Genomic DNA, 18688 nt, shown 5'->3' with positions numbered 1-18688 from the left:
CATAAGCCATGAGCTTACCAGCAACCATGGCGCGGCCTCACCTCTCTTCTCATTCTATCTTTTTTGTGTTTATGAGAATGGGCTCAGCCTTCTAGTTGGGGCAGTTATTTCGCGTGCCGTGCATGGTGGAAGTGTGCTGGGGTGGGGGATTGAGGGACTAAGCTGGTTGGGTATTCGTACCTGTGTAGTCTGCGTGCTATTCTGCGGGAAATCTTCGACAGTGGGTGGAGATCTGATAGAATACAATGTGCTAGTAGGTGCTTGTGTGACTAGCTGATCAAAATCACCGATCCAAAAATATGAAGAATGTAATGCGAATAAAGGGCATGGGATGCTGTATGGCGGCAATGAGTATGGGGAGCCTGCATGCTGCGAGTGAAGATTTTAGCAATGTGAGTCTAAATGCTAAGGGGGAAATCTCCAGTGATTTGGGGGTTTTTAGAGCCAGCAAGGGGCACATGGAAAAGAATTCTATGTCTGCGGATGACACTGCGGGGAGTCTTAGAATTACAGGTGGGGAGAACAAGGTAGTGGAGCTAGAGTTAGCGAAGGCATTGCAAAAGAAGCCATTGTTGGCATTGCATTTCAATGCTGAGCGATGGACAGGTGCCAGTCCATTTGCTTTTCAGATAGAGGGCAAGTCAGGAGGGAAGTGGAAGCGTGTGTATGATGGCAATAAGCTTCCTTTGAGGGCATTAGCAACTAAACGTGAAGCTGACTTGGGAGGTGAAGAGTTTGAAGCGTTTCGTTTCACAGCTACAACTAAGGAGGGTAGTGGTGTGCTGCTAGATAACATTACTGTGATCCCTGATGGACCGATGGTTGTGAAGGGGGCGAGTGCTAAGAAAGCTCAGATTCCTTTATTGATTCGCAAGTCTGACGCGATAGCTTTGCGCTATAGCATCAAGGCTGAAGGCAGCAAGAACGTGGATAAGCTCAAGAAGCTCCATGTTCGCGTGAAGGGGACGAGCGATTTGAAAGACATCGAGAGCTTGAGTTTGTACGCTTTACAGGGGGGATCTAGTGACCTTTCAAAAGCTAAAAAGTTAGACACAAAGCCTGCGAAGGATGGTGTGAGTTTCGAGACTGACTACGCATTGGAGAGTGGGGAAAACCACTTTGTTGTGCAGGCGAGCATTTCTAACGATGCTAAGTTAACCAATCGAGTCGTGGCTGACTTTGTTGGAGCGGAGTTAGAGAAGAAAGGTAAGTTATCGGCAGGTGACGCAGAGGTGGTGGTGAAGAGCCAGCGGATTGGGTTCAATGTGGCGCATTCTGGTGATGAGGTTGTTCGCACTGATGGTACGAAGATGGTGTGTAAGCGGATGCGTATTCCTGGGATGGTGACTAGCAAGGAGGGAACTTTATTAGCTGTCTATGATTTACGTTGGAATCAAAATGGTGATTTGCCGGGTGACATTGATGTTGGCCTGAGCCGTTCCACTGATGGTGGTCGCAGCTGGGAGGCGCCGCGTCCAGTGTTAGATATGGGAGAATGGTTAGGAATGCCTGAGAACAAGAATGGTGTAGGAGATCCGGCAATTTTGGTGGATGAGAAGACTGGACACATTTATATCACTGGCTTGGTAGCCCACGGTCTGAGTAGTGGTTGGTATTGGGGTAAGTCAAAGCCGGGTATGGACCCGAAGGACACTGGGCAAGTGGTGATTGTTAAATCTGAGGACGATGGGAAGACGTGGTCTAAGCCGCGCAATCTCACGCCTGAGATTAAGGATCCTGCATGGCAATTAATGTTGCAGGGACCTGGGGCAGGTATTTCGATGCGCGATGGCACATTGGTATTTGCCTTCCAGTACAAGGTAAACCTAGGCAGTAAAGAGAAGCCTCGTTACTCAGCTCGTTCCTCTATTTTGTACAGCAAGGATCACGGTGAGACTTGGAAGGTCGCGCCTGGAGTTGAGTACCCGCAGGAAACGACTGAGGCTCAGGTTGTCGAATTGAATGATGGGTCATTGATGTTAAATTGTCGTATCTCAGCGGGTGGTCGGGCAGTATTCACGACGAAAGATTTGGGTGAGACTTGGACTCAGCATAAGACGTCGGGGCGTGGGACATTCAACATGAGTGGCTGCATGGCTTCGATCTTGCGCTACTCATCGACTAAGGATGGCGACAAGCAAGATATCTTGCTTTTCTCTGGCCCGGCAGATGGAGGCAAGAAGCGACGCACGCATATGTCTATTCGCTATAGCTTAGATGAAGGTGAGACTTGGTCTGAGCCGTACCTTTTAGATCAACTTGGTGGGGCGTATTCTTGTTTGAGTTTGATCGAAGAGAACGGGCGTCGCGACATCGGGATTATTTATGAGGGGAGTCAATCGAATATGACATTTGAGAGACTGAGCTTGGACGAGCTTATGCAGAAGTAGCCTTGGCTTGCATCTGTACTTATAGCATTCCGGTTAGCTCAATAATATCATTTACCCTCAGCTGCCGATTGGTAGCTGAGGGTTTTTTGTCAGCTAAGCTATCGGCTTATTTGGTTGGCGCCGAGCTGAGTATAGGGCAGGGTGCGTCTATGAAGCGGTTGGTCATAGCGGTATTTATCGGTAGTTTGTTACCGGGCTGCGACCAATGGTTTGAGGAGGATGAGAAGTCAGATCAAAAGGAACTGATTGATCCGAAGCATCGAGACGCTATTGAGCGCTATGGTGAGCGGCTTCCCGAGGGCTAATACTCAAATCGAACCCGAATCGCGTAGTAGTTCAAGCTCAGTGGGTATGTGTTATTTGAGTCTGATGCTCAATACGTGTGTGGGAGCTTGGAATTCTTTTAGGTAGAATGGCTGGTAGGAGTCATTGCGAATCCAGAGGCCTGAAGAATTTCCGGCATTGAGTTGGTAGGCAAGTGAGTAGCCTCGCTTAGTAGTTTTACTGATGTGTGCGAGTGCGTGTGCGAGTTGGCTTTGGCTGAGTGAGGGGGCATAGCCGATGGCCCAGCGTTTGTCTCCGTTATGGAGTAGGAAGGTGCGCCGTGCGTAGTGGAGTTTATCGAGGCCTGGTTGGGGGCTTTTTTGAGCAACGAGCTGCGGCCCCATATTGGCACCATTGGAGTTACCCGTAACGACCTTGAGCATGCCATGTTGGGTTTCGAGGGTGAAGGTATCGCCATTGATTGGAGCGCCGAGGGCCACGCCTGCTAGGTGGCTGCGTCGGTTGATGGCGGATGAAATGGTTGTGGGGCGGGAATGGAGCTCAGCTGGGTGGCGGCTGGTGTCGAAATGGTAGATGTGGAATGAGAGAGTTCGGCCAGAGGAATTCACGGGTGCGTCTACTTTTTGGTATTGGCCAAAGGTAGATACGAGTGTGAGAAGTAGGATGAGCAATGGCTTCATTTTGTAGTCAATAGGAGGAAGTTGCGAACCGGCTTATTCCAGAAGGCGCGCAGATGTTTGCCACCCTGAGTGAGCTGGGGCGAGACCCATAAGTCAGAGGAACGACCTCCGTCAAGGTTGATAGCATGGTAGATGGGTACGCCAGCTAAGTTTTTTCCTGTCAGGGCGACACCTAATTGTTGGAGAGTTGTGTTTTCAGCGTATCCCATGAGCCAGCGGTAGCTGCCGTCGGTGGCAAGAAAGGAGCGTGGTCGCCATTCTTTGCTAGATAGACCTTGGACACTTTCTCCCTGATAGGAAAGCATGGGGCCAGTTTGGAGGAGGTTTTTGGGGCGATGGGTTCGCAGTGTCTCTGAGAGAGAGGCTCGGCGGGCCATGCCGATATGGTGGGCGGTGCTGAAGACAAAACCTGAGGCAAGTGAACTTGAGTGGTTGGCTCCTCGTCGTTGGCCATTGCTGATGACGAGGCCGAGTGGTTGTCCATTCTTTTGGAAGAAGCCGCCATTGAGGCAGGCGATGGCATTTTTATGGGAGCCGAGGTGTTTGGAATCGCGCCATTGGCTAGCAGGGCCTTGGACTTGGTCTATGACACTAAGTTGGTGAAGTCGGCTATCAAAGTGGATGAGGTGGAGGCGCACTCCTTCACTGGTGACCAATGTGTAGCTGGGAGGCTTGGGGCTGGTTTCTTGACCTACTGAAATCGCTCTCGGGGCAGCAAGGGTTTCAGTGGCAAGTGCGCAGCAGATGAGGGCGGTACTCGGAAGGAGTCTCTCTAATCTTTTTCTAGAGTGGTTTTCTCGCGGTGGCGAGTAGGGTCTGGAAGTGGGGTGCTTCATCTTCTTTATCAACGACAGCAGTATCGACTTGGTCGAAGCCATTGTGCTCCAAGATCTGGGTAATGGAAAGCTCAGAAAAGCCGAGCCAGGTATCGAAATAAAGCTCCCTGGCTTGTTCGAATGTGTGCTGAAGTAGGTCGAGGATGACGAGGGTGCCCCCGGGTTTGAGGATTTGGTAGGCTTTGTTGATGGCTATTTCTGGGCGTTCGGCGTGATGAAGTGCTTGGGAGAAGATTGCGAGGTCGATACTATTGGCTTGGATGGGTGGGTTTTCGATTTCACCGAGACGGTACTCCAAGTTGGGGAGAGCGTGGTCTTTGGCGAGTTGTTGGCCGAACTCTACCATTTTAGGTGAGTTATCTACCGCAATCACTTTTTTGGCGCGCTGTGCTAGGAGTTGGGAGAGGGTGCCCTCACCGGCTCCAAGGTCGGCGACGGTTTCGTAGTTAAGGATTTTGAGCAATGCTTCGGCGAGCCCTTTCCATGAGCGACCCGGAACGTATTGTCGGCCAAATTTTCCTGCGAGTTCATCGAAGTACGCCCGCGCGCGGTCACGGCGTTTGCGCAGTGCGAGTCGTAAGGCAGCACGATCGGTAGTAATTTCTTCAATGTCGGCCGCAGCGAAGTGTGCGACTTCGAGGAGGGCTTCAGGCGCAGAGGCTGAGTAGAGTACGTTTTTTCCGACGCGTCTGTCGCTCACGAGTGCGCTTTCTTTGAGCTTGGAGAGTTGGGTTGAGATTCGGCTTTGGCCCATGCCTAGAATGCTTTGAAGTTCCGCGACGCTGAGCTCTTCATGGGCAAGAAGCATGAGAATACGGAGGCGTGTGGGGTCGGTGATGAGCTTGAGAGAAATTAAATTTGACGGCATCTAGAAAGCGTTTATATGTAGCTCACATCAACACATCACGATTTGTTGATGCAACAACAAAATTCTATGAGCCGTCCTTTCATTTTTTCTTCTGAGTCCGTGACTGAAGGTCATCCAGACAAGGTCTGTGACACGATTTCGGATACCATTCTTGATGCTTGTTTAGAGCAGGATGTGAACAGCCGCGTGGCATGTGAGACATTCGTAAAAGACAACGTAGTGGGTCTTGCTGGTGAGATCACGACGCATGCAGATTTTGACAGTCGCGCATTGATTGAGAAAGCGATTCGCGAGATTGGGTATGTGCACGATGACTGCAAGTTCAATGCGAATAGTTTTTTCTTTGTGAACCTGATTGGTCAGCAATCGCCTGATATTGCACAGGGTGTGGATGCGGAAGGTGCTGAGAACAAGGACACTGAAGAGCAGGGAGCTGGTGACCAAGGGATCATGTTTGGATACGCCTGCAACGAGACTCCAGAGTTGATGCCGGCTCCGATTAGCTACTCACACAAGCTCGGTAGAGAGCTCACCACATTGCGCAAATCTGGCCAGCATCAATGGTTGCGTCCAGATTCCAAGACTCAGGTGTCTATGGAGTATGTAGACGGCAAGCCAACCCGCGTGACAGCAGTGGTTGTCTCAACGATGCACTCAGCCGATATCACCACTCCAGAGATTCGCAGCATTTTGCAAAAGGATCTCATTGAGAAAGTGATCCCAGCCAATCTTCTCACGGAGGACACTGAACTTCTCATCAACCCTACAGGGCTTTTCGTGATCGGTGGTCCAGAAGGTGACGCGGGTCTCACAGGACGTAAGATCATCGTTGATACTTATGGTGGTTCTGGTCGTCACGGTGGCGGTGCTTTTTCTGGTAAGGATCCGTCTAAGGTTGACCGTTCGGCAGCCTATATGTGCCGCTGGGTAGCAAAAAATATTGTGGCTGCAGGGCTTGCAGACCGCGCGGAGCTTCAATTGGCATACGCGATTGGTCATCCGCACCCTGTTTCAGTGAGTGTGAATACCTTTGGGACTAACAAGGTTGAAGAGATTGCAATTGAAAATGCAGTGAAGGAAGTCTTCTCCTTCAAGCCTGCTGATATTGTCAGCCAGCTCAATTTGTTGCGTCCGATTTACAAGCACACAACGAACTACGGTCACTTCGGACGTGAAGATAATTTGGACGCGCTTACATGGGAAAAGACCGACAAGGTTGATCAGCTGAAAGCAGTAATTAGTTAAATGGTTTTCTCGTAGTGGTTTTATGTTGTTAGGTGTTACGTTATTACGTTCATGTCTTACCGAAGCTTTGAGGATTTAGATGTTTGGAAGGAGTCATGCAGATTGGCTGTTTCCATTCATGAATTGTTCAAAGAATCACGAGACTATGCAATGCGTGACCAGATCAGCCGTTCATCGATCTCAGTTCCTTCAAATATAGCTGAAGGTTGTGAGCGCGGATCTGAAAAGGATACAATTCGTTTTTTGCATATTGCTAAAGGCTCATGTGCTGAAGTACGAACCCAACTCTACCTCTCAATCAAAATGAAAATCGTGGACCACGAAGCTGCTACAGTTTTGCTCGACGACACTAAGAAAATTTCTAGTAAATTACAGAATCTCATCAAATCTTTATCGGATAGAATCTTTTAACGTAAAAACGTAAAAACGTAACAACCTAATCACTTAAAAAACATTAAGAACATGTCTACTTCAACATTAGAAAAAACAGACGACTACAAAATCGCTGACATTAGCTTGGCTGATTTTGGTCGCAAGGAAATTGATATTGCAGAGCACGAAATGCCAGGATTGATGGCTATTCGTGAGAAATACGCATCGGAGAAGCCGCTTGATGGTGTGCGCGTGATGGGATCTCTTCACATGACGATCCAGACGGCTGTATTGATTGAGACACTTGTGGATCTTGGTGCGGAAGTGCGTTGGTGTTCATGCAACATTTTCTCCACTCAGGATCACGCCGCTGCAGCGATTGCAAAAGCTGGTGTGCCAGTGTTTGCCTGGAAGGGTGAAACTCTTGAAGAGTACTGGGACTGTACTTGGAATGCGATCGTGAGCCCAGACGGTCTTGGACCGGAGCTCATCGTTGATGATGGTGGTGACGCTACACTTCTCATCCACAAAGGGTTTGAAATGGAAAATGGCTCTGACTGGGTGAACGAGCCTGCAGGTTCCGAAGAAGAAGCGTGCATTAAGAACCTCCTTAAGAAGATCGGTGCTGAGCAGCCAGGTATCTTTGCTAAAATCCTCAAGGACTGGAAGGGCGTTTCTGAAGAAACTACTACTGGTGTTCACCGTCTCTATCAGATGGCGAAAGAAGGAAAGCTTCTGGTACCAGCTATCAATGTGAATGACTCTGTTACAAAGTCAAAGTTCGACAACCTCTACGGTTGCCGTGAGTCCCTTGTTGACGGTATCAAGCGTGCGACTGACGTGATGATCTCAGGTAAGGTTGCTGTGGTTTGTGGCTACGGAGACGTTGGTAAGGGATGTGCTCAGGCACTTCGTGGTCAAGGGGCGCAGGTCGTTGTGACTGAAGTGGACCCCATTTGTGCGCTTCAGGCTGCAATGGAAGGTTACCGAGTTCTCACAGTGGAAGACACTCTTGGCTGGGCTGACATTTACGTGACCACGACTGGCAACTACGACATCATCCGTCTCGAGCACATGGAGAAGATGAAGGACCAGGCGATCGTTTGTAACATCGGTCACTTCGACAACGAGATTCAGATGGAAGCACTCAACAAGGCTGAGGGCGTGACTCAACTCAACATCAAGCCGCAGGTGGATAAGTACACCTTCCCAAGCGGTAACAGCCTTTACATGCTGGCTGAAGGTCGTCTCGTAAATCTCGGCTGTGCGACTGGTCACCCATCCTTCGTGATGTCTAACTCATTCGCGAACCAGACTCTTGCTCAGATTGATCTTTGGAAGAACAAAGATGCTTACAAGGCAGGTGAAGTGAAAGTGCTTCCGAAGCACCTCGATGAGGAAGTAGCTCGTCTCCACCTAGAGAAGATTGGAGCGAAGCTTACCACTCTCACACAGGATCAAGCTGACTACATCAGCGTTCCTGTAGAAGGTCCATACAAGCCGGATCACTATCGCTACTAAAATGGCATAGCCATTTTAGAGTAGAAAATTGGCAGTATTCAGCTGTCAGTTTCTAAAAATTTAAAAGCGCTGTCTCTCATGCTAGGGACAGCGCTTTTTATGAATCTACGGGTGGCGCTTGTTGCACGGGAACAAGGAACTCAGAGAGAAATGCGGGGTGGCGAGCTGAGCTTTATTGATCTGTTCAGGTGAGGGAATAGTAATCGTCTGGCAGCTTCGTATCGGCAGTGTGGGCGAATCATCCTGCTTGATTTCTGGCAAAAATCTTTGCAATTTGTTGGGCATGAAATCTGTGACTTCCCGAATGAAGCGTTGGTGTGGCTTGGGGCTGCCCTCTGCGATGTGTCTCTCACTGTTAGCGTATGTCAGTTGTAGTGAGGCTCCTAAAGGTGGGAAGGGGAAGGAAGTAGAGGCTAGTGTAGAAGACGAGGTGGTTGATGTATTGTATGTAACCCATGAGCCGGGTCGCTATCACGATTACACATTTCAACGCAGTGTCTTTACTCAGCTAGCTGAGGCGAAGGGGTGGAATCTTAAAGTGATGTCGGGAACTCATGATGAAGTTGAGCAGGAACTGGCTTCGAATAAGACATTTGGTGAGGGTGTGGATGTGATTGTATACAATATGTGCATGGCGCATTGTGCGAACCCTGAGGTTCCATATAACATTATGCAGCAGACTCAGAAGTATGAAGTTCCTGCTGTGTTAGTGCATTGTTCGCTTCATAGTTTTTGGCCGACCTTTAAGGAGAAAGGTGAGCAAGCAGTCCACCCTGGAGATGCGCATTCGAAGGTGCATACACGCAAAGACTTGTTAGCTGAGTGGAAGAAGAACCATCCTGGCGAACCATTTCCAGCCTGGCCAAACTTCACGGGATTAGCGTCTACGGCACATAGTCCGCAGGGGCATGTGGAATGTAGTGTGATCGCCAAGGGCCATCCAACGGTAAAAGGTCTAGAAACCTTCACAACAAGCAAGGGGGAGGAGCTTTATTATAATTTTATCAATGCAGAGGATAGTCCTGCTAGTACGTCTATATTGAAAGGCTCAGTGGATAAGGGAGAAGCAGTTGTTCTCTGGGAGCACCCGTATGGAAAAACAAAAGTAGTCTCCTTTACACTGGGACATTCCAGTGAGGAATGGAACGAGGAAGCATTTCGCAAAGTGTTAGTGAATTCGGTTGAGTACCTGGCTCAGTAGAGCTGGAGTATTACAATGTTTTGGCGATCTTACCATCGTCAGTGAGGAGTTCATTGTAGCAAGGTATAGCCATGTATTATTTGTCACAGGCTGATGTGGTATGGATTATTGCTGTGGTCATTCTGCCTTTGTTAGGCTTGGTGATTTTATACAACGGTCATGTGAGTCGCCGAAATGCCGTTGATTATGCATTTAGTTCGATAGACGTTCAGCTGAAGAAGCGATGGGACCTTATACCACGTTTAGTAGAGTCAGTTAAAGGGTATGCACGCCACGAGAAAGAGGTGTTAGAGCGTGTGGTTGAAGCGCGTAAGTCGGCTAAAGGGGCGAGTATGGAGGAGCGTTTTCGCTATGAGAGTGAGGTGTCATCTGAGTTGCCTCGTATTCTGGCACTTGCTGAGAGTTATCCGGAGCTAAAGGCGGATAAACAGTTTATGAACTTGCAGCGCAATTTGACTGAGGTGGAGAGCCAGATTGCAGCGGCGCGGAGGGCCTACAATGCGGCGATTACAGATTACAACGACGGGGTTCAGATGTTTCCTTCGAGTATCGTTGCTGCGATGTTTGGTTTTAAGAAGCGTGAGTGGTTTCAGATAGATTCTGAAGAGAGTGGTGTGCGTGATGTGAGGTTATAATGGGGTCGCTAATAGTGACTATTAGCAGGGTGCTCTTGTAATTTTTTTGAAGAGTGCTTGAGTGGGGGCATGCTAGTATTACTCTCACCAGCCAAATCATTAGATTACGAATCTGAGTTACCAACGAAGAAGAGCACGAAGCCGCGTTTGCTGGATGACTCTGAGGAATTGGTCTTACAGTTGCGTAAGATGAGCCCTGTGGAGATTGGTAGCTTGATGTCTATCAGTGAGAAGTTAGCGGTGCTCAATGCTGAGCGTTATGTGCAGTGGGAGCGTGATTTTACAAAAGACAATAGCCGTCAGGCATTGTTTGCTTTCACTGGAGATGTGTATCAGGGGATGGAGCTAGCAGATTGGACTCAGGATGATTTTGCTACAGCGCAGAAGCAGGTACGCATTCTATCAGGTCTGTACGGAGTTTTGAGGCCATTAGACTTGATGCAGGCCTATCGACTGGAGATGGGCACAAAGTTAGCGAATGCCCGAGGAAAGAATTTGTATGAATTTTGGGGGAGCAAGATCACAGAGATTCTGAACAAGGACCTGAAGTCGAGTGGTTCTGAGTTAGTGGTAAATTTGGCATCTAACGAATATTTTTCCTCGGTAAAGAAGAAGGAATTGGATGGTGAGTTGGTCACCCCAGTGTTCAAGGATGAGAAAAACGGAAAGTATAAGATTATATCGTTTTATGCGAAGAAAGCGCGAGGGATGATGGCTGATTTCATTGTTCGTCATGGCGTCAATGATGTTGCTGGCTTAAAGAAGTTTAAGACGGCTGGTTACAAATATGATGCCAAGAGTTCGACCGCAAACGAGTTGGTCTTCATGAGAGCTGAGCAAAAGTAAGAGCGATGGATGCGGGACTAGGCAGAGATGAGTTAGAGCGTAATGTTCGGCTTTTTGTATGGTTTCGCGTCTTATTTAACGCACGTTTTTACTACCCTATTTTTGCGGTATTTTTTACCGAGATGGGGTTGAGTGTGTCTCAATTTTTGTGGTTGAACGCTTTGTGGGCGATCACGATTGTATTATTTGAGCTGCCATCGGGGGTGTTGGCAGACATGGTGGGGCGGAGAAAGCTGGTGATTTTTTCAGCGATGAGCATGCTGGTTGAGATGCTTTTATTATTGCTTGCTCCGATAGGTGGAGGCTGGTGGTTGTTTGGCGTTTGTGCAGTCAATCGGGTGCTCAGTGGTTTGGCTGAGGCATCGGCCAGTGGTGCGGATGAAGCGCTCGCGTATGATTCAGTGAAATTACTGCATGAGGATGAGGGGGAGCGAGAACATCGTTGGGATAAGGTGCTTGTAGCCACGATGCGTTGGCGTTCTATCGCAATGGTATTAGCGATGGTAGTGGGGGCTTTTGTATTTGATTATGAGAAGATGCGTCTGATCTTTGGGGATTTTCCCAAGTGGGTGAGTTTGAAACTCCCTGTGGCATTGTGTTTTGTCAGTTCACTTTTTTGTGTCTTTTTTGCGTTTCGCTTGAGTGATCTGGGACTGGTTAAGAAGGGGGGGAAACAAGCGAAGCATCTGAGTGGTATTTGGCACGGAGCGTTGTCCGCAGTAAGGTGGGTATGGGTGACTCGCTGGCTTGCGGTGTTGATTGTTGCCGGGCTGATTATTGACGCGAGTTCACGTACTTTTGTGACTCTGCAATCGAGTTATTTCCAGTACATTGACTTACCGACCTACACGTGGGGAATCATAGGTGCTGGGATGTCTTTATCGGGAGTGGTTGTGCCTATTTACGTGAAGCAAATGGCTCGGAAGTTCAGTCCAAGGGTGAACTTCATCTATGCAGGGCTGGTGACATTAGCAGGTTTGTTAGGTGTAGCTTTTGTAAGCAATGCGTGGGGAGTGGTGCCATGTTTCCTAGTTATGTTAGGTCTCATGCAGGTTGGTTTTTTACTTAGTCGCTTTATTAATCAAGCTGCGCCATCTGAGCAGCGGGCTTCGATTTTGAGTGTGAACAACCTGACATTAAATCTTGGCTATGGCGCATTCTCATTCGCAGTGGGTTCGGCCATGAATCATATGGCCGAGTCTATCGGCGAGCGTGCCGCCTTTGGGTGGGCGTTGGAATGGATGGCCTATGGATTGGCCATCGGGCTTGTGGTATGGGCCCTATTAAGCATGCGTGTGAGGCAAGAAGCACGCAACTAGCTTGGGGACCTTAGTTGGTCGAGTGTGTTTCGGAGTTGATCGAAGCTTGAGACTTGGATGGCGCCAATTTCCTCGATAATCGATTGGTAATTGGCACAGGCTTTACCGCCGATCATGATAGCGATGTCAGAGGGTAGGTGTTTTCTGAGGCGCAGGAGGTCGGAACTGAGTGCTGGGTCATCCATGGGGTAGACGATACTGAGAGCAACGGCTTTGACTTTCCGTTTGATGGCGGCGCCGACGATCTCCTCCGATGGCAGCGATGCGCCGAGGTAGGTGACGTCCCACCCTGATTTTCTGGCGATACTAGCAGCGATGACTGCGCCGAGTTCATGGACTTGTCCAGAGGGGGTGGTGACGATGATACGGGGTGAGCCTTCGAGCGAACTGTAGGGGCGTGCGGCGAGGGTAAGGTAGTCACGCACGACGTTGCTTGCTGCGTGTTCGGCACTGCTGGGGATAATTCCTTGTTGCCAATATTCGCCAATTTTGTGGAGGAAGGGGATCATGACTCGCTCGAGCAGGCCTGAGTAGCCGAAGCTAATGAAGGCTTCATCGAAGGTCTCTTCGAGAGCGGATTGGTCGAGTTCACGAGCTGCAGCGAGGGCTTTATCTACGAGAGCAGCGTCGGTTTGATCATGTTGTTGGCCTTCTGCTGTTTGGTATTTTTCGTGGAGCAAGCTGAGCTCTGTGCAGGGGAGTGAGGCGATTTGGCCGATGGCGTGACCAGCTTGAGTCAGTTTAGCGAGTAGGCTGAGTCTTCTGAGGTCTTCGTCAGTGTATAGGCGTCGGTTTGAGTCACTGCGCTGGGGGGTCACCACTTCATAGCGTTTTTCCCAGACTCGGAGGACGTGCGGGCTGAGTCCTGTCTGTTGGGAGACGACTTTCATGGTGTGGAGATTCATAGGCAGAGTGAATAGCTAGACTGGTGGTTGGGTGAGTGCAAATGGTTTTTTAGTAATGGAAATAATTTGCCACAGCTTGGGGTGAACTCAAGTGGCGAGGGGGATTTAGTGAGATAAAAAAAGGCTTGGCAGTGAAAATCTGTGGATGCTAAGCATAGATTCAGATATGAAAATGAAAGTACTTCTCTCACTCTTAGCTCTAGCAGCCTTCGGATTAAGTTCCTGTCAGACGATGCAGGGGGTGGGGCGTGACATCTCTGCTGGAGGTGCCGCTCTCTCTAATGCAGCGAGTCGATAAAGCAAGCGGCACAGCTTAGCAGGCATGGCCTGTTCTAGCATGTATAAAGCGTCAGTTCATTCTGACGCTTTTTTGTATTTATAGAAAATCGTACCTCAAAAGAGTCAAATGATGATTTGGGAGGAATGATGCATTGCGCTGCGCGAAAGAAATCTGGGGCGGGCTCTTTGTTTATAAATCAGCGTCTCTCATCATTCATCCCGCGGGAGCCGGATTGCTTCATCGTGCCTTGATTTGCGAACAAATTTCCCAGCCATTTGACTCTTCTGAATCACGAGGTGGTATTACATCATATCATCTTTGATGATGGCACCGGGGAGGGTGGTTCGGGCATTACCAATCTTTCGGCCTGGATAGATGACGGTGTTAGCGCCAGTTCTAACGCCGTCGCCGATGATGGCTCCAAGTTTCTCGAGGCCGGTATCGATGAGTTCACCTTGAACCATGGAGCGGTGGTTTTTGCCATCGTGTCGGTAGTTGGAGAGGATGGTTCCGGCACCGAGGTTGACATGTGAGCCGATGACTGAGTCACCGACATAGGAGAGGTGTGCGATTGATGTGTTATGTGCGATGAGAGAGTTTTTAACTTCTACGGCATTACCGATGATACAGTCATCGCCGATGGAGGTATTACCGCGGATGTAGGCATTGGGACCGATTCGGCAATTGCGTCCGATGGAGACATTGCCCTCGATCACGACACCGGGGAGAATTCTGGAACCTTCGCCGAGCTGGACAATGCCATTGATTTCTGAGAGGGGGCTTACTGATCCGAGGATGTTATCGTCTGGCAGGGCTTCGACGACGGCGGAGTTGACCTGCAGGATTTCCCATGGGTAACGCATGCGGAAACAATCGGCTTCGGTTACGATTTTACGTTTGCATTGGTCGGGTTCATCACATCCTTTCCACGCCACGATATCTCCCATGGAATCGTAGAGGCATGTGCCTGGAGTTTCTCTAGCTAGAAGGCAGAGAGCTCCGACTTCGACCCAATGGTCGAGTGGCAGATGCACGGTGCTTGGTGTGACTTGCGTGAGCTCTACAATCTGGAAGCCAGCTCGGCGCAATTCAGTAGCCATAAGATCCTTGAGAGGGATGTTTCCAATCAGAATGTCGGCGATGTGATGGCCGGAGGTGATTGGAGCACAGAGTGATTCGTGGTGTGGGGTTTGGATGACGGCTTCCATGTGGTTATGAATAGTTAAGCCTCAGTCTAGCAGAGGGTGAAATTGCTGTCTAGCAAGTTGCGATTCAAAATTTGGGATTGCAGGTAAATGTGGGGCAGAGCAGTCTTTTTGTGATGCTTAACTCAGCTGAATTGATACGAAGGTTGCCTTTACTAGACGGGAAGTTGCATCTCTATGAGCAACTGAATTCTAGCAATGACAGGGCGGCAGAACTCGTGCGCGAGGGGGAGGGGTCAGGCACATTGGTGGTGGCTGAGCAGCAGACGAAGGGGCGCGGGAGAGGAGGGAAGTCATGGACTTGTCCCGCTGGTGAGGGCTTGTTATTTTCTTTCGTTTTGGAGCCTGATTACGAAAAGGTGTATTGGCCGAGGTTAGCATTGGCAGCGGGGCTAGCAGTTGCTGAGGCGGCAGAGAGGTATGGGGTGGAGGCTGAGATCAAGTGGCCAAATGACGTGTGGGTCGGGGGAAAAAAGTTAGCAGGTATTTTGGTTGAGGGTTGTGAGGACTGCGCTGTGGTTGGGATTGGATTGAATGTTAGTGTTGGGAAGTTTCCAGAAGAGGTGCAGGCGACTTCTCTCGCTTTGGAGGGAGTGGGTCGGATCGAGAGAGAGGCTCTCTTGGTGGATATCCTGCAGAGATTGATCGGGTGGGGAAGTCGCTGTGGCTCTGGTTTTGAGCAATTGGTGGAAGCCTGTAACAAGCGTTGCGCACTCAGAAATGAGTGGGTTCAGCTTTACGAGGGTGGGGAGAAGCGGGTAGGGGTGCTACGTGGGATCAGCTCTGAGGGATATTTAGTTCTGGAAGCTGAGGGGGAGTCACGATTGGTCGCACAGGCAGATAGCGTGCGACCTTTATTAGGTGAGCTTGGTAACTGAAGTTGCGCTCCTTGTTATGTTGGAGAGAATTGAGGTGGGTAATATGGTCCTTCATTTTTTAGTTTCCACACCTGTGTAGACGTATTTGAAGAAGTCTTTGATGTCCTTGGCGATGAGCAGAAGGATGGGGAGCAGAACGAGGGTGATGACTGTGGCAAAGAGGATGCCGAAAGCGAGGGAAGCAGCCATTGGTTTGAGGAACTGGGCTTGGACTTCGGTTTCTCGCAGGAGCGGGTAGAGACCAAAGAAAGTGGTCAAGGAGGTCAAGAGGATGGCGCGGAAACGGTCGGCACCAGCTCTCTTACAAGCTTCCAGCAGAGTAGAGCCTTCCTTTCTGAGGTCATCGATGCGGCAGACGAGGACGAGCGAATCGTTCACGACGACACCTGATAGGGCGAGGATTCCAAACATGGAGAGAATGGATACTGGGATCCCCATGATGAAGTGCCCCATCAGAGCGCCAATGATACCGAAGGGGATAACAGACATGATGATCAGGGGCTTGACATAGCTTTTGAGAGGGATGGCAATGAGGATATAGATGAAAATAATGGAGAGGAGGAATCCGACTTGGAGTGAGCCCATGGACTTTTGGCGTTGTTCCACTTCACCGCTTTCACTGGTAGAGATACTTGGGAACTTGGCCCGCATTTGGGGGAAATATTCTTCGAGCAGGCGGGCTTGGATTTCGTCTGAGGAGGTGACTCCTTTGTCGATGGAGCCTTCTACGGACACAACGCGTTTATTATCGTAGCGTTCTATGGATGCTAGGGACTCGGAGTACTCGGTATTGGCGACGAGCGAAAATGGAATGGCTGTGCCATCGGCCTTACGGATGCGCATGTCACGGAGTGTTTCGAGCGAGTCACGCTGTTCGATGGGGTAGCGGACCATGACTCGGACTTCTTCACGGCCACGTTGGACACGTTGGGCTTCACGGCCGTAGAAAGCATCGCGCACGCCGATGGCGAGATCGCGTTTAGTGACACCAGCGGCTTGGCCTTCAGGGGTGATCGAGTAGAGGATTTCAGGTTTTCCTGAATCGAAGGTATCGAGGACATCGTAGACGCCAGGGTAGGTAGCGACGACCGCTTTGAGGTCTTCGGCTGCGGCTTTGAGTTCATTGAGGTCCTCGGATTCGAGGTTGATAACAAAGTCGCCGCCAGGAGGGCCTGCGGTGGCGGCGAAGGAGAGGGAGCGCGCACCTGCGACGGGGCCTACTTTTTTCCGCCAGTCTTTGATGATATCCGCTGTGGGAAGGAATTCACGGGTGGTGGAGCGGGTGAGCTCGGTAATGACGGATGCTTTGGTGTTATTACTAGAGGAGATCTGGACTTCGAGGAAGGGATTGTGTCCGTGTTTTTGTTTATATTCTTCACCGAGGGCCTCTGCTGCGCGTTCTATTCTGAGAGCTGACTGGTGGAGGTAGTCGACGGATTGGCCTTGTTCTAACTCGAGAGTGACCGTGATGTTATCGTTATAGATGTTAGGGAAAAAGACGAAGCGTAACATGCCTGCTGGAAGGAGGCTGACGATAAGGACGAGTACGGCAATGAAACCCGCTAGGACGGTATAGCGCCATGGGATGAGAGTTCGGATGAGTGGGCGGTAGATGGAGTCGATGACCCATTGGAGGCCCCGGGCGATGGATGATTGGATTTTGGCCCAGGTGCGTGTGATGGCATTGGTGGGTTTCCTATGGACATCGATGTGTGCGAGGTGTGAGGGAAGAATGAGTTTAGATTCTACGAGTGAGAAGATCAGGCAGAGAATGACGGTGATAGCAATTTGGCCAAAGACATTTCCCATTCGTCCGCTGACTTGTGTGAGGGGGAGGAAAGCTGCGACGGTGGTGATGACACCGAATGTGGCAGGTGTGACGACTTTGCTCACTCCGCGCACTGTGGAGCGTATGTAGCCTTCGCTGTCGGTGATTTCTTTTTGCTGTTCTTTTTCTGAATAGATTGATTCACCGATGACGATGGCGTCGTCGACGACGATACCGAGTACGACTAGGAAGCCAAAGGCTGAGATGACATTGACCGAGAGGTCTATGCCCGCAATTGGGAAGCATGCCAGAGCTCCAGCGAGTGAAATTGGGACACCGACTGCAACCCAGAAGGCGAGACGTAGGTTGAGGAAAAGGGTGAGAGTGAGGAATACTAGGAGGACACCGACAAAACCATTTTTCCCGAGTAGAACGAGTCGGTCTCGGATATTGACTGCGCCATCGTACCAGCCTGCAATTTGTACCCCCTCGGGGAGTTTGTCTGCTTTTGAGTATTCTTCTACGGTTTCACGAGCTTGGCGTACGGCTTTGAGGATGTCGTCATTCCCCTCAGTTTTGATACGTAAGCTGACGGAGGGCTGGCCGCGGTAGCGATTGAGGTATTCTTGGTCGATGAAGTCATCTCGGACATTAGCAACATCTCTGACAAAGATGCGCGTGCCATCGGGGTTGGTACGCACGGGGATGTTTTCAAAGTCTTTCCTGAGGTAGGCTTGGTCACGTGAGCGGAGTGCGATGTCACCACGTTCGGAGCGGATGACGCCGCCTCCGAGGTCGAGTGAGTTATTGGAGACTGCTTGGGCGAGTTCGTTGAAGGTGAGGTTATAGAGGCGAAGTTTTTCTTCTGAGGGCTCGATAGAGATTTCGTAGTCTCGGTCACCAAGGGTTTCTACTTTGGAAATTGCGGACTGGCGCAGGAGGACGTCGCGAAGGTTGCGTGCAGTTTCTTTGAGTACGGCTTCTGAAGCCTCGCCGTAGAGTTCTACCCAGAGGACTTCGTTGGTACGTTTTTGTTCGACGATGACTGGGTTTTCAGCCTGTTCGGGGAAGCTGGGGATGGCGTCGACTTGGATTTTGACATCATCGAGGAGTTTGGTGATGGGGTACTTTTCTTTGGCTTGAACGGTGATGGTGGCGAGGCTATCAGTACTCACTGAGCGGATGTGTTCGATACCGTCGACTGACTGGAGAGATTCTTCAATTTTTATGGCAACGCCACGTTCGACATCTTCGGGGGTGCCGCCTCTGATGGGTACGGTGATTCTCACTGTTTCCGCGGCGAAGGCAGGGAAGCCTTCTTTTCGTACAGTAACCGCCGTGAACAAGCCTGCGGCGAGGATGGAAAACATCAAAATGTTAGCCACCACTGGGTTGGAGGCAAACCAGGTGATGAAGGGGTGCTTCTGGAGAGGTGAGGACACAGGTTTTGTTAG

At 50.1% G+C, this 18688-nt stretch carries 17 protein-coding genes; 11 read left to right on the top strand and 6 right to left on the bottom strand.

Going from position 1 to position 18688, the window contains the following annotated elements:
* Window positions 1–299: 299 nt before the first annotated feature.
* Both ACFSW8_RS08225 and ACFSW8_RS08220 read left to right on the top strand, forming a co-directional pair.
* Complete coding sequence (locus ACFSW8_RS08225) at window positions 300–2390, top strand: exo-alpha-sialidase (RefSeq protein WP_377089288.1); 2091 nt, start codon at window positions 300–302, stop codon at window positions 2388–2390.
* 149 nt (window positions 2391–2539) lie between these two features.
* A complete protein-coding gene (locus ACFSW8_RS08220; RefSeq protein WP_377177925.1) occupies window positions 2540–2695 on the top strand; it encodes a hypothetical protein in 156 nt (51 codons plus the stop codon).
* Between the two features lie 51 nt (window positions 2696–2746).
* On the opposite strand, the gene ACFSW8_RS08215 is transcribed toward ACFSW8_RS08220, so the two are convergent.
* From ACFSW8_RS08215 to ACFSW8_RS08205, 3 genes are read right to left on the bottom strand one after another with little or no spacing between them, the layout of a single operon-like run.
* Complete coding sequence (locus ACFSW8_RS08215; protein ID WP_377089290.1) at window positions 2747–3355, bottom strand: hypothetical protein; 609 nt, start codon at window positions 3353–3355, stop codon at window positions 2747–2749.
* Entirely contained in the window at window positions 3352–4191 is an 840-nt protein-coding gene (locus ACFSW8_RS08210) for a phosphodiester glycosidase family protein (RefSeq protein ID WP_377177923.1), read from the bottom strand. Before ACFSW8_RS08210 ends, ACFSW8_RS08215 begins: the two co-directional genes overlap by 4 nt.
* Entirely contained in the window at window positions 4139–5059 is a 921-nt protein-coding gene (locus tag ACFSW8_RS08205) for an ArsR/SmtB family transcription factor (protein WP_377089292.1), read from the bottom strand. The genes ACFSW8_RS08210 and ACFSW8_RS08205 overlap by 53 nt, the downstream gene beginning before the upstream one ends.
* 66 nt (window positions 5060–5125) lie before the next feature.
* Between ACFSW8_RS08205 and metK the strand changes: the two genes are divergently transcribed.
* The 7 genes from metK (at window position 5126) to ACFSW8_RS08170 (ending at window position 12198) form a co-directional block, all read left to right on the top strand.
* Complete coding sequence (metK, locus tag ACFSW8_RS08200; RefSeq protein ID WP_377091471.1) at window positions 5126–6304, top strand: methionine adenosyltransferase; 1179 nt, start codon at window positions 5126–5128, stop codon at window positions 6302–6304.
* A 51-nt stretch (window positions 6305–6355) separates the two neighbouring features.
* The gene (locus ACFSW8_RS08195) at window positions 6356–6715 is read left to right on the top strand and encodes a four helix bundle protein (protein ID WP_377089293.1); all 360 of its coding nucleotides are present in this window, start codon (window positions 6356–6358) and stop codon (window positions 6713–6715) included.
* Between the two features lie 51 nt (window positions 6716–6766).
* Window positions 6767–8197: an adenosylhomocysteinase gene (ahcY, locus tag ACFSW8_RS08190; protein ID WP_377089294.1), complete on the top strand. Its 1431-nt coding sequence runs from the start codon at window positions 6767–6769 to the stop codon at window positions 8195–8197.
* A 283-nt stretch (window positions 8198–8480) separates the two neighbouring features.
* Window positions 8481–9398 (top strand): ThuA domain-containing protein, encoded by a 918-nt coding sequence (locus ACFSW8_RS08185; protein WP_377091473.1) that lies wholly within the window; start codon window positions 8481–8483, stop codon window positions 9396–9398.
* Between the two features lie 71 nt (window positions 9399–9469).
* On the top strand, window positions 9470–10033 hold the full coding sequence (locus ACFSW8_RS08180) for a LemA family protein (RefSeq protein ID WP_377089296.1): 564 nt from the start codon (window positions 9470–9472) through the stop codon (window positions 10031–10033).
* Between the two features lie 69 nt (window positions 10034–10102).
* Window positions 10103–10879, top strand: a complete 777-nt coding sequence (gene yaaA, locus ACFSW8_RS08175; protein WP_377089297.1) for a peroxide stress protein YaaA — start codon at window positions 10103–10105, stop codon at window positions 10877–10879.
* Window positions 10880–10884: 5 nt separating this feature from the next.
* Entirely contained in the window at window positions 10885–12198 is a 1314-nt protein-coding gene (locus tag ACFSW8_RS08170) for an MFS transporter (protein WP_377089298.1), read from the top strand.
* On the opposite strand, the gene ACFSW8_RS08165 is transcribed toward ACFSW8_RS08170, so the two are convergent.
* A complete protein-coding gene (locus tag ACFSW8_RS08165; protein WP_377089299.1) occupies window positions 12195–13103 on the bottom strand; it encodes a MerR family transcriptional regulator in 909 nt (302 codons plus the stop codon). The two genes, ACFSW8_RS08170 and ACFSW8_RS08165, sit on opposite strands and share 4 nt — an antisense overlap.
* A gap of 166 nt (window positions 13104–13269) precedes the next feature.
* Between ACFSW8_RS08165 and ACFSW8_RS08160 the strand changes: the two genes are divergently transcribed.
* On the top strand, window positions 13270–13401 hold the full coding sequence (locus ACFSW8_RS08160; RefSeq protein WP_377089300.1) for an entericidin A/B family lipoprotein: 132 nt from the start codon (window positions 13270–13272) through the stop codon (window positions 13399–13401).
* A 284-nt stretch (window positions 13402–13685) separates the two neighbouring features.
* On the opposite strand, the gene ACFSW8_RS08155 is transcribed toward ACFSW8_RS08160, so the two are convergent.
* Window positions 13686–14591 carry a DapH/DapD/GlmU-related protein gene (locus ACFSW8_RS08155; RefSeq protein WP_377089301.1) on the bottom strand — a complete coding sequence of 302 codons (906 nt, stop codon included), beginning with the start codon at window positions 14589–14591 and terminating at the stop codon, window positions 13686–13688.
* 113 nt (window positions 14592–14704) lie between these two features.
* On the opposite strand from ACFSW8_RS08155, the gene ACFSW8_RS08150 reads away from it, so the two are divergent.
* Window positions 14705–15466, top strand: coding sequence for a biotin--[acetyl-CoA-carboxylase] ligase (locus tag ACFSW8_RS08150; RefSeq protein WP_377177921.1), 762 nt, complete (start codon window positions 14705–14707; stop codon window positions 15464–15466).
* A 51-nt stretch (window positions 15467–15517) separates the two neighbouring features.
* On the opposite strand, the gene ACFSW8_RS08145 is transcribed toward ACFSW8_RS08150, so the two are convergent.
* Window positions 15518–18676, bottom strand: a complete 3159-nt coding sequence (locus ACFSW8_RS08145) for an efflux RND transporter permease subunit (RefSeq protein ID WP_377089303.1) — start codon at window positions 18674–18676, stop codon at window positions 15518–15520.
* Between the last annotated feature and the right edge of the window lie 12 nt (window positions 18677–18688).

This window comes from Rubritalea tangerina (genome assembly GCF_042683245.1).
Taxonomy (GTDB): domain Bacteria; phylum Verrucomicrobiota; class Verrucomicrobiia; order Verrucomicrobiales; family Akkermansiaceae; genus Rubritalea; species Rubritalea tangerina.
Note: the sequence above shows the minus strand (reverse complement) of the source record. Positions and strands in the feature narration are given on the sequence as shown.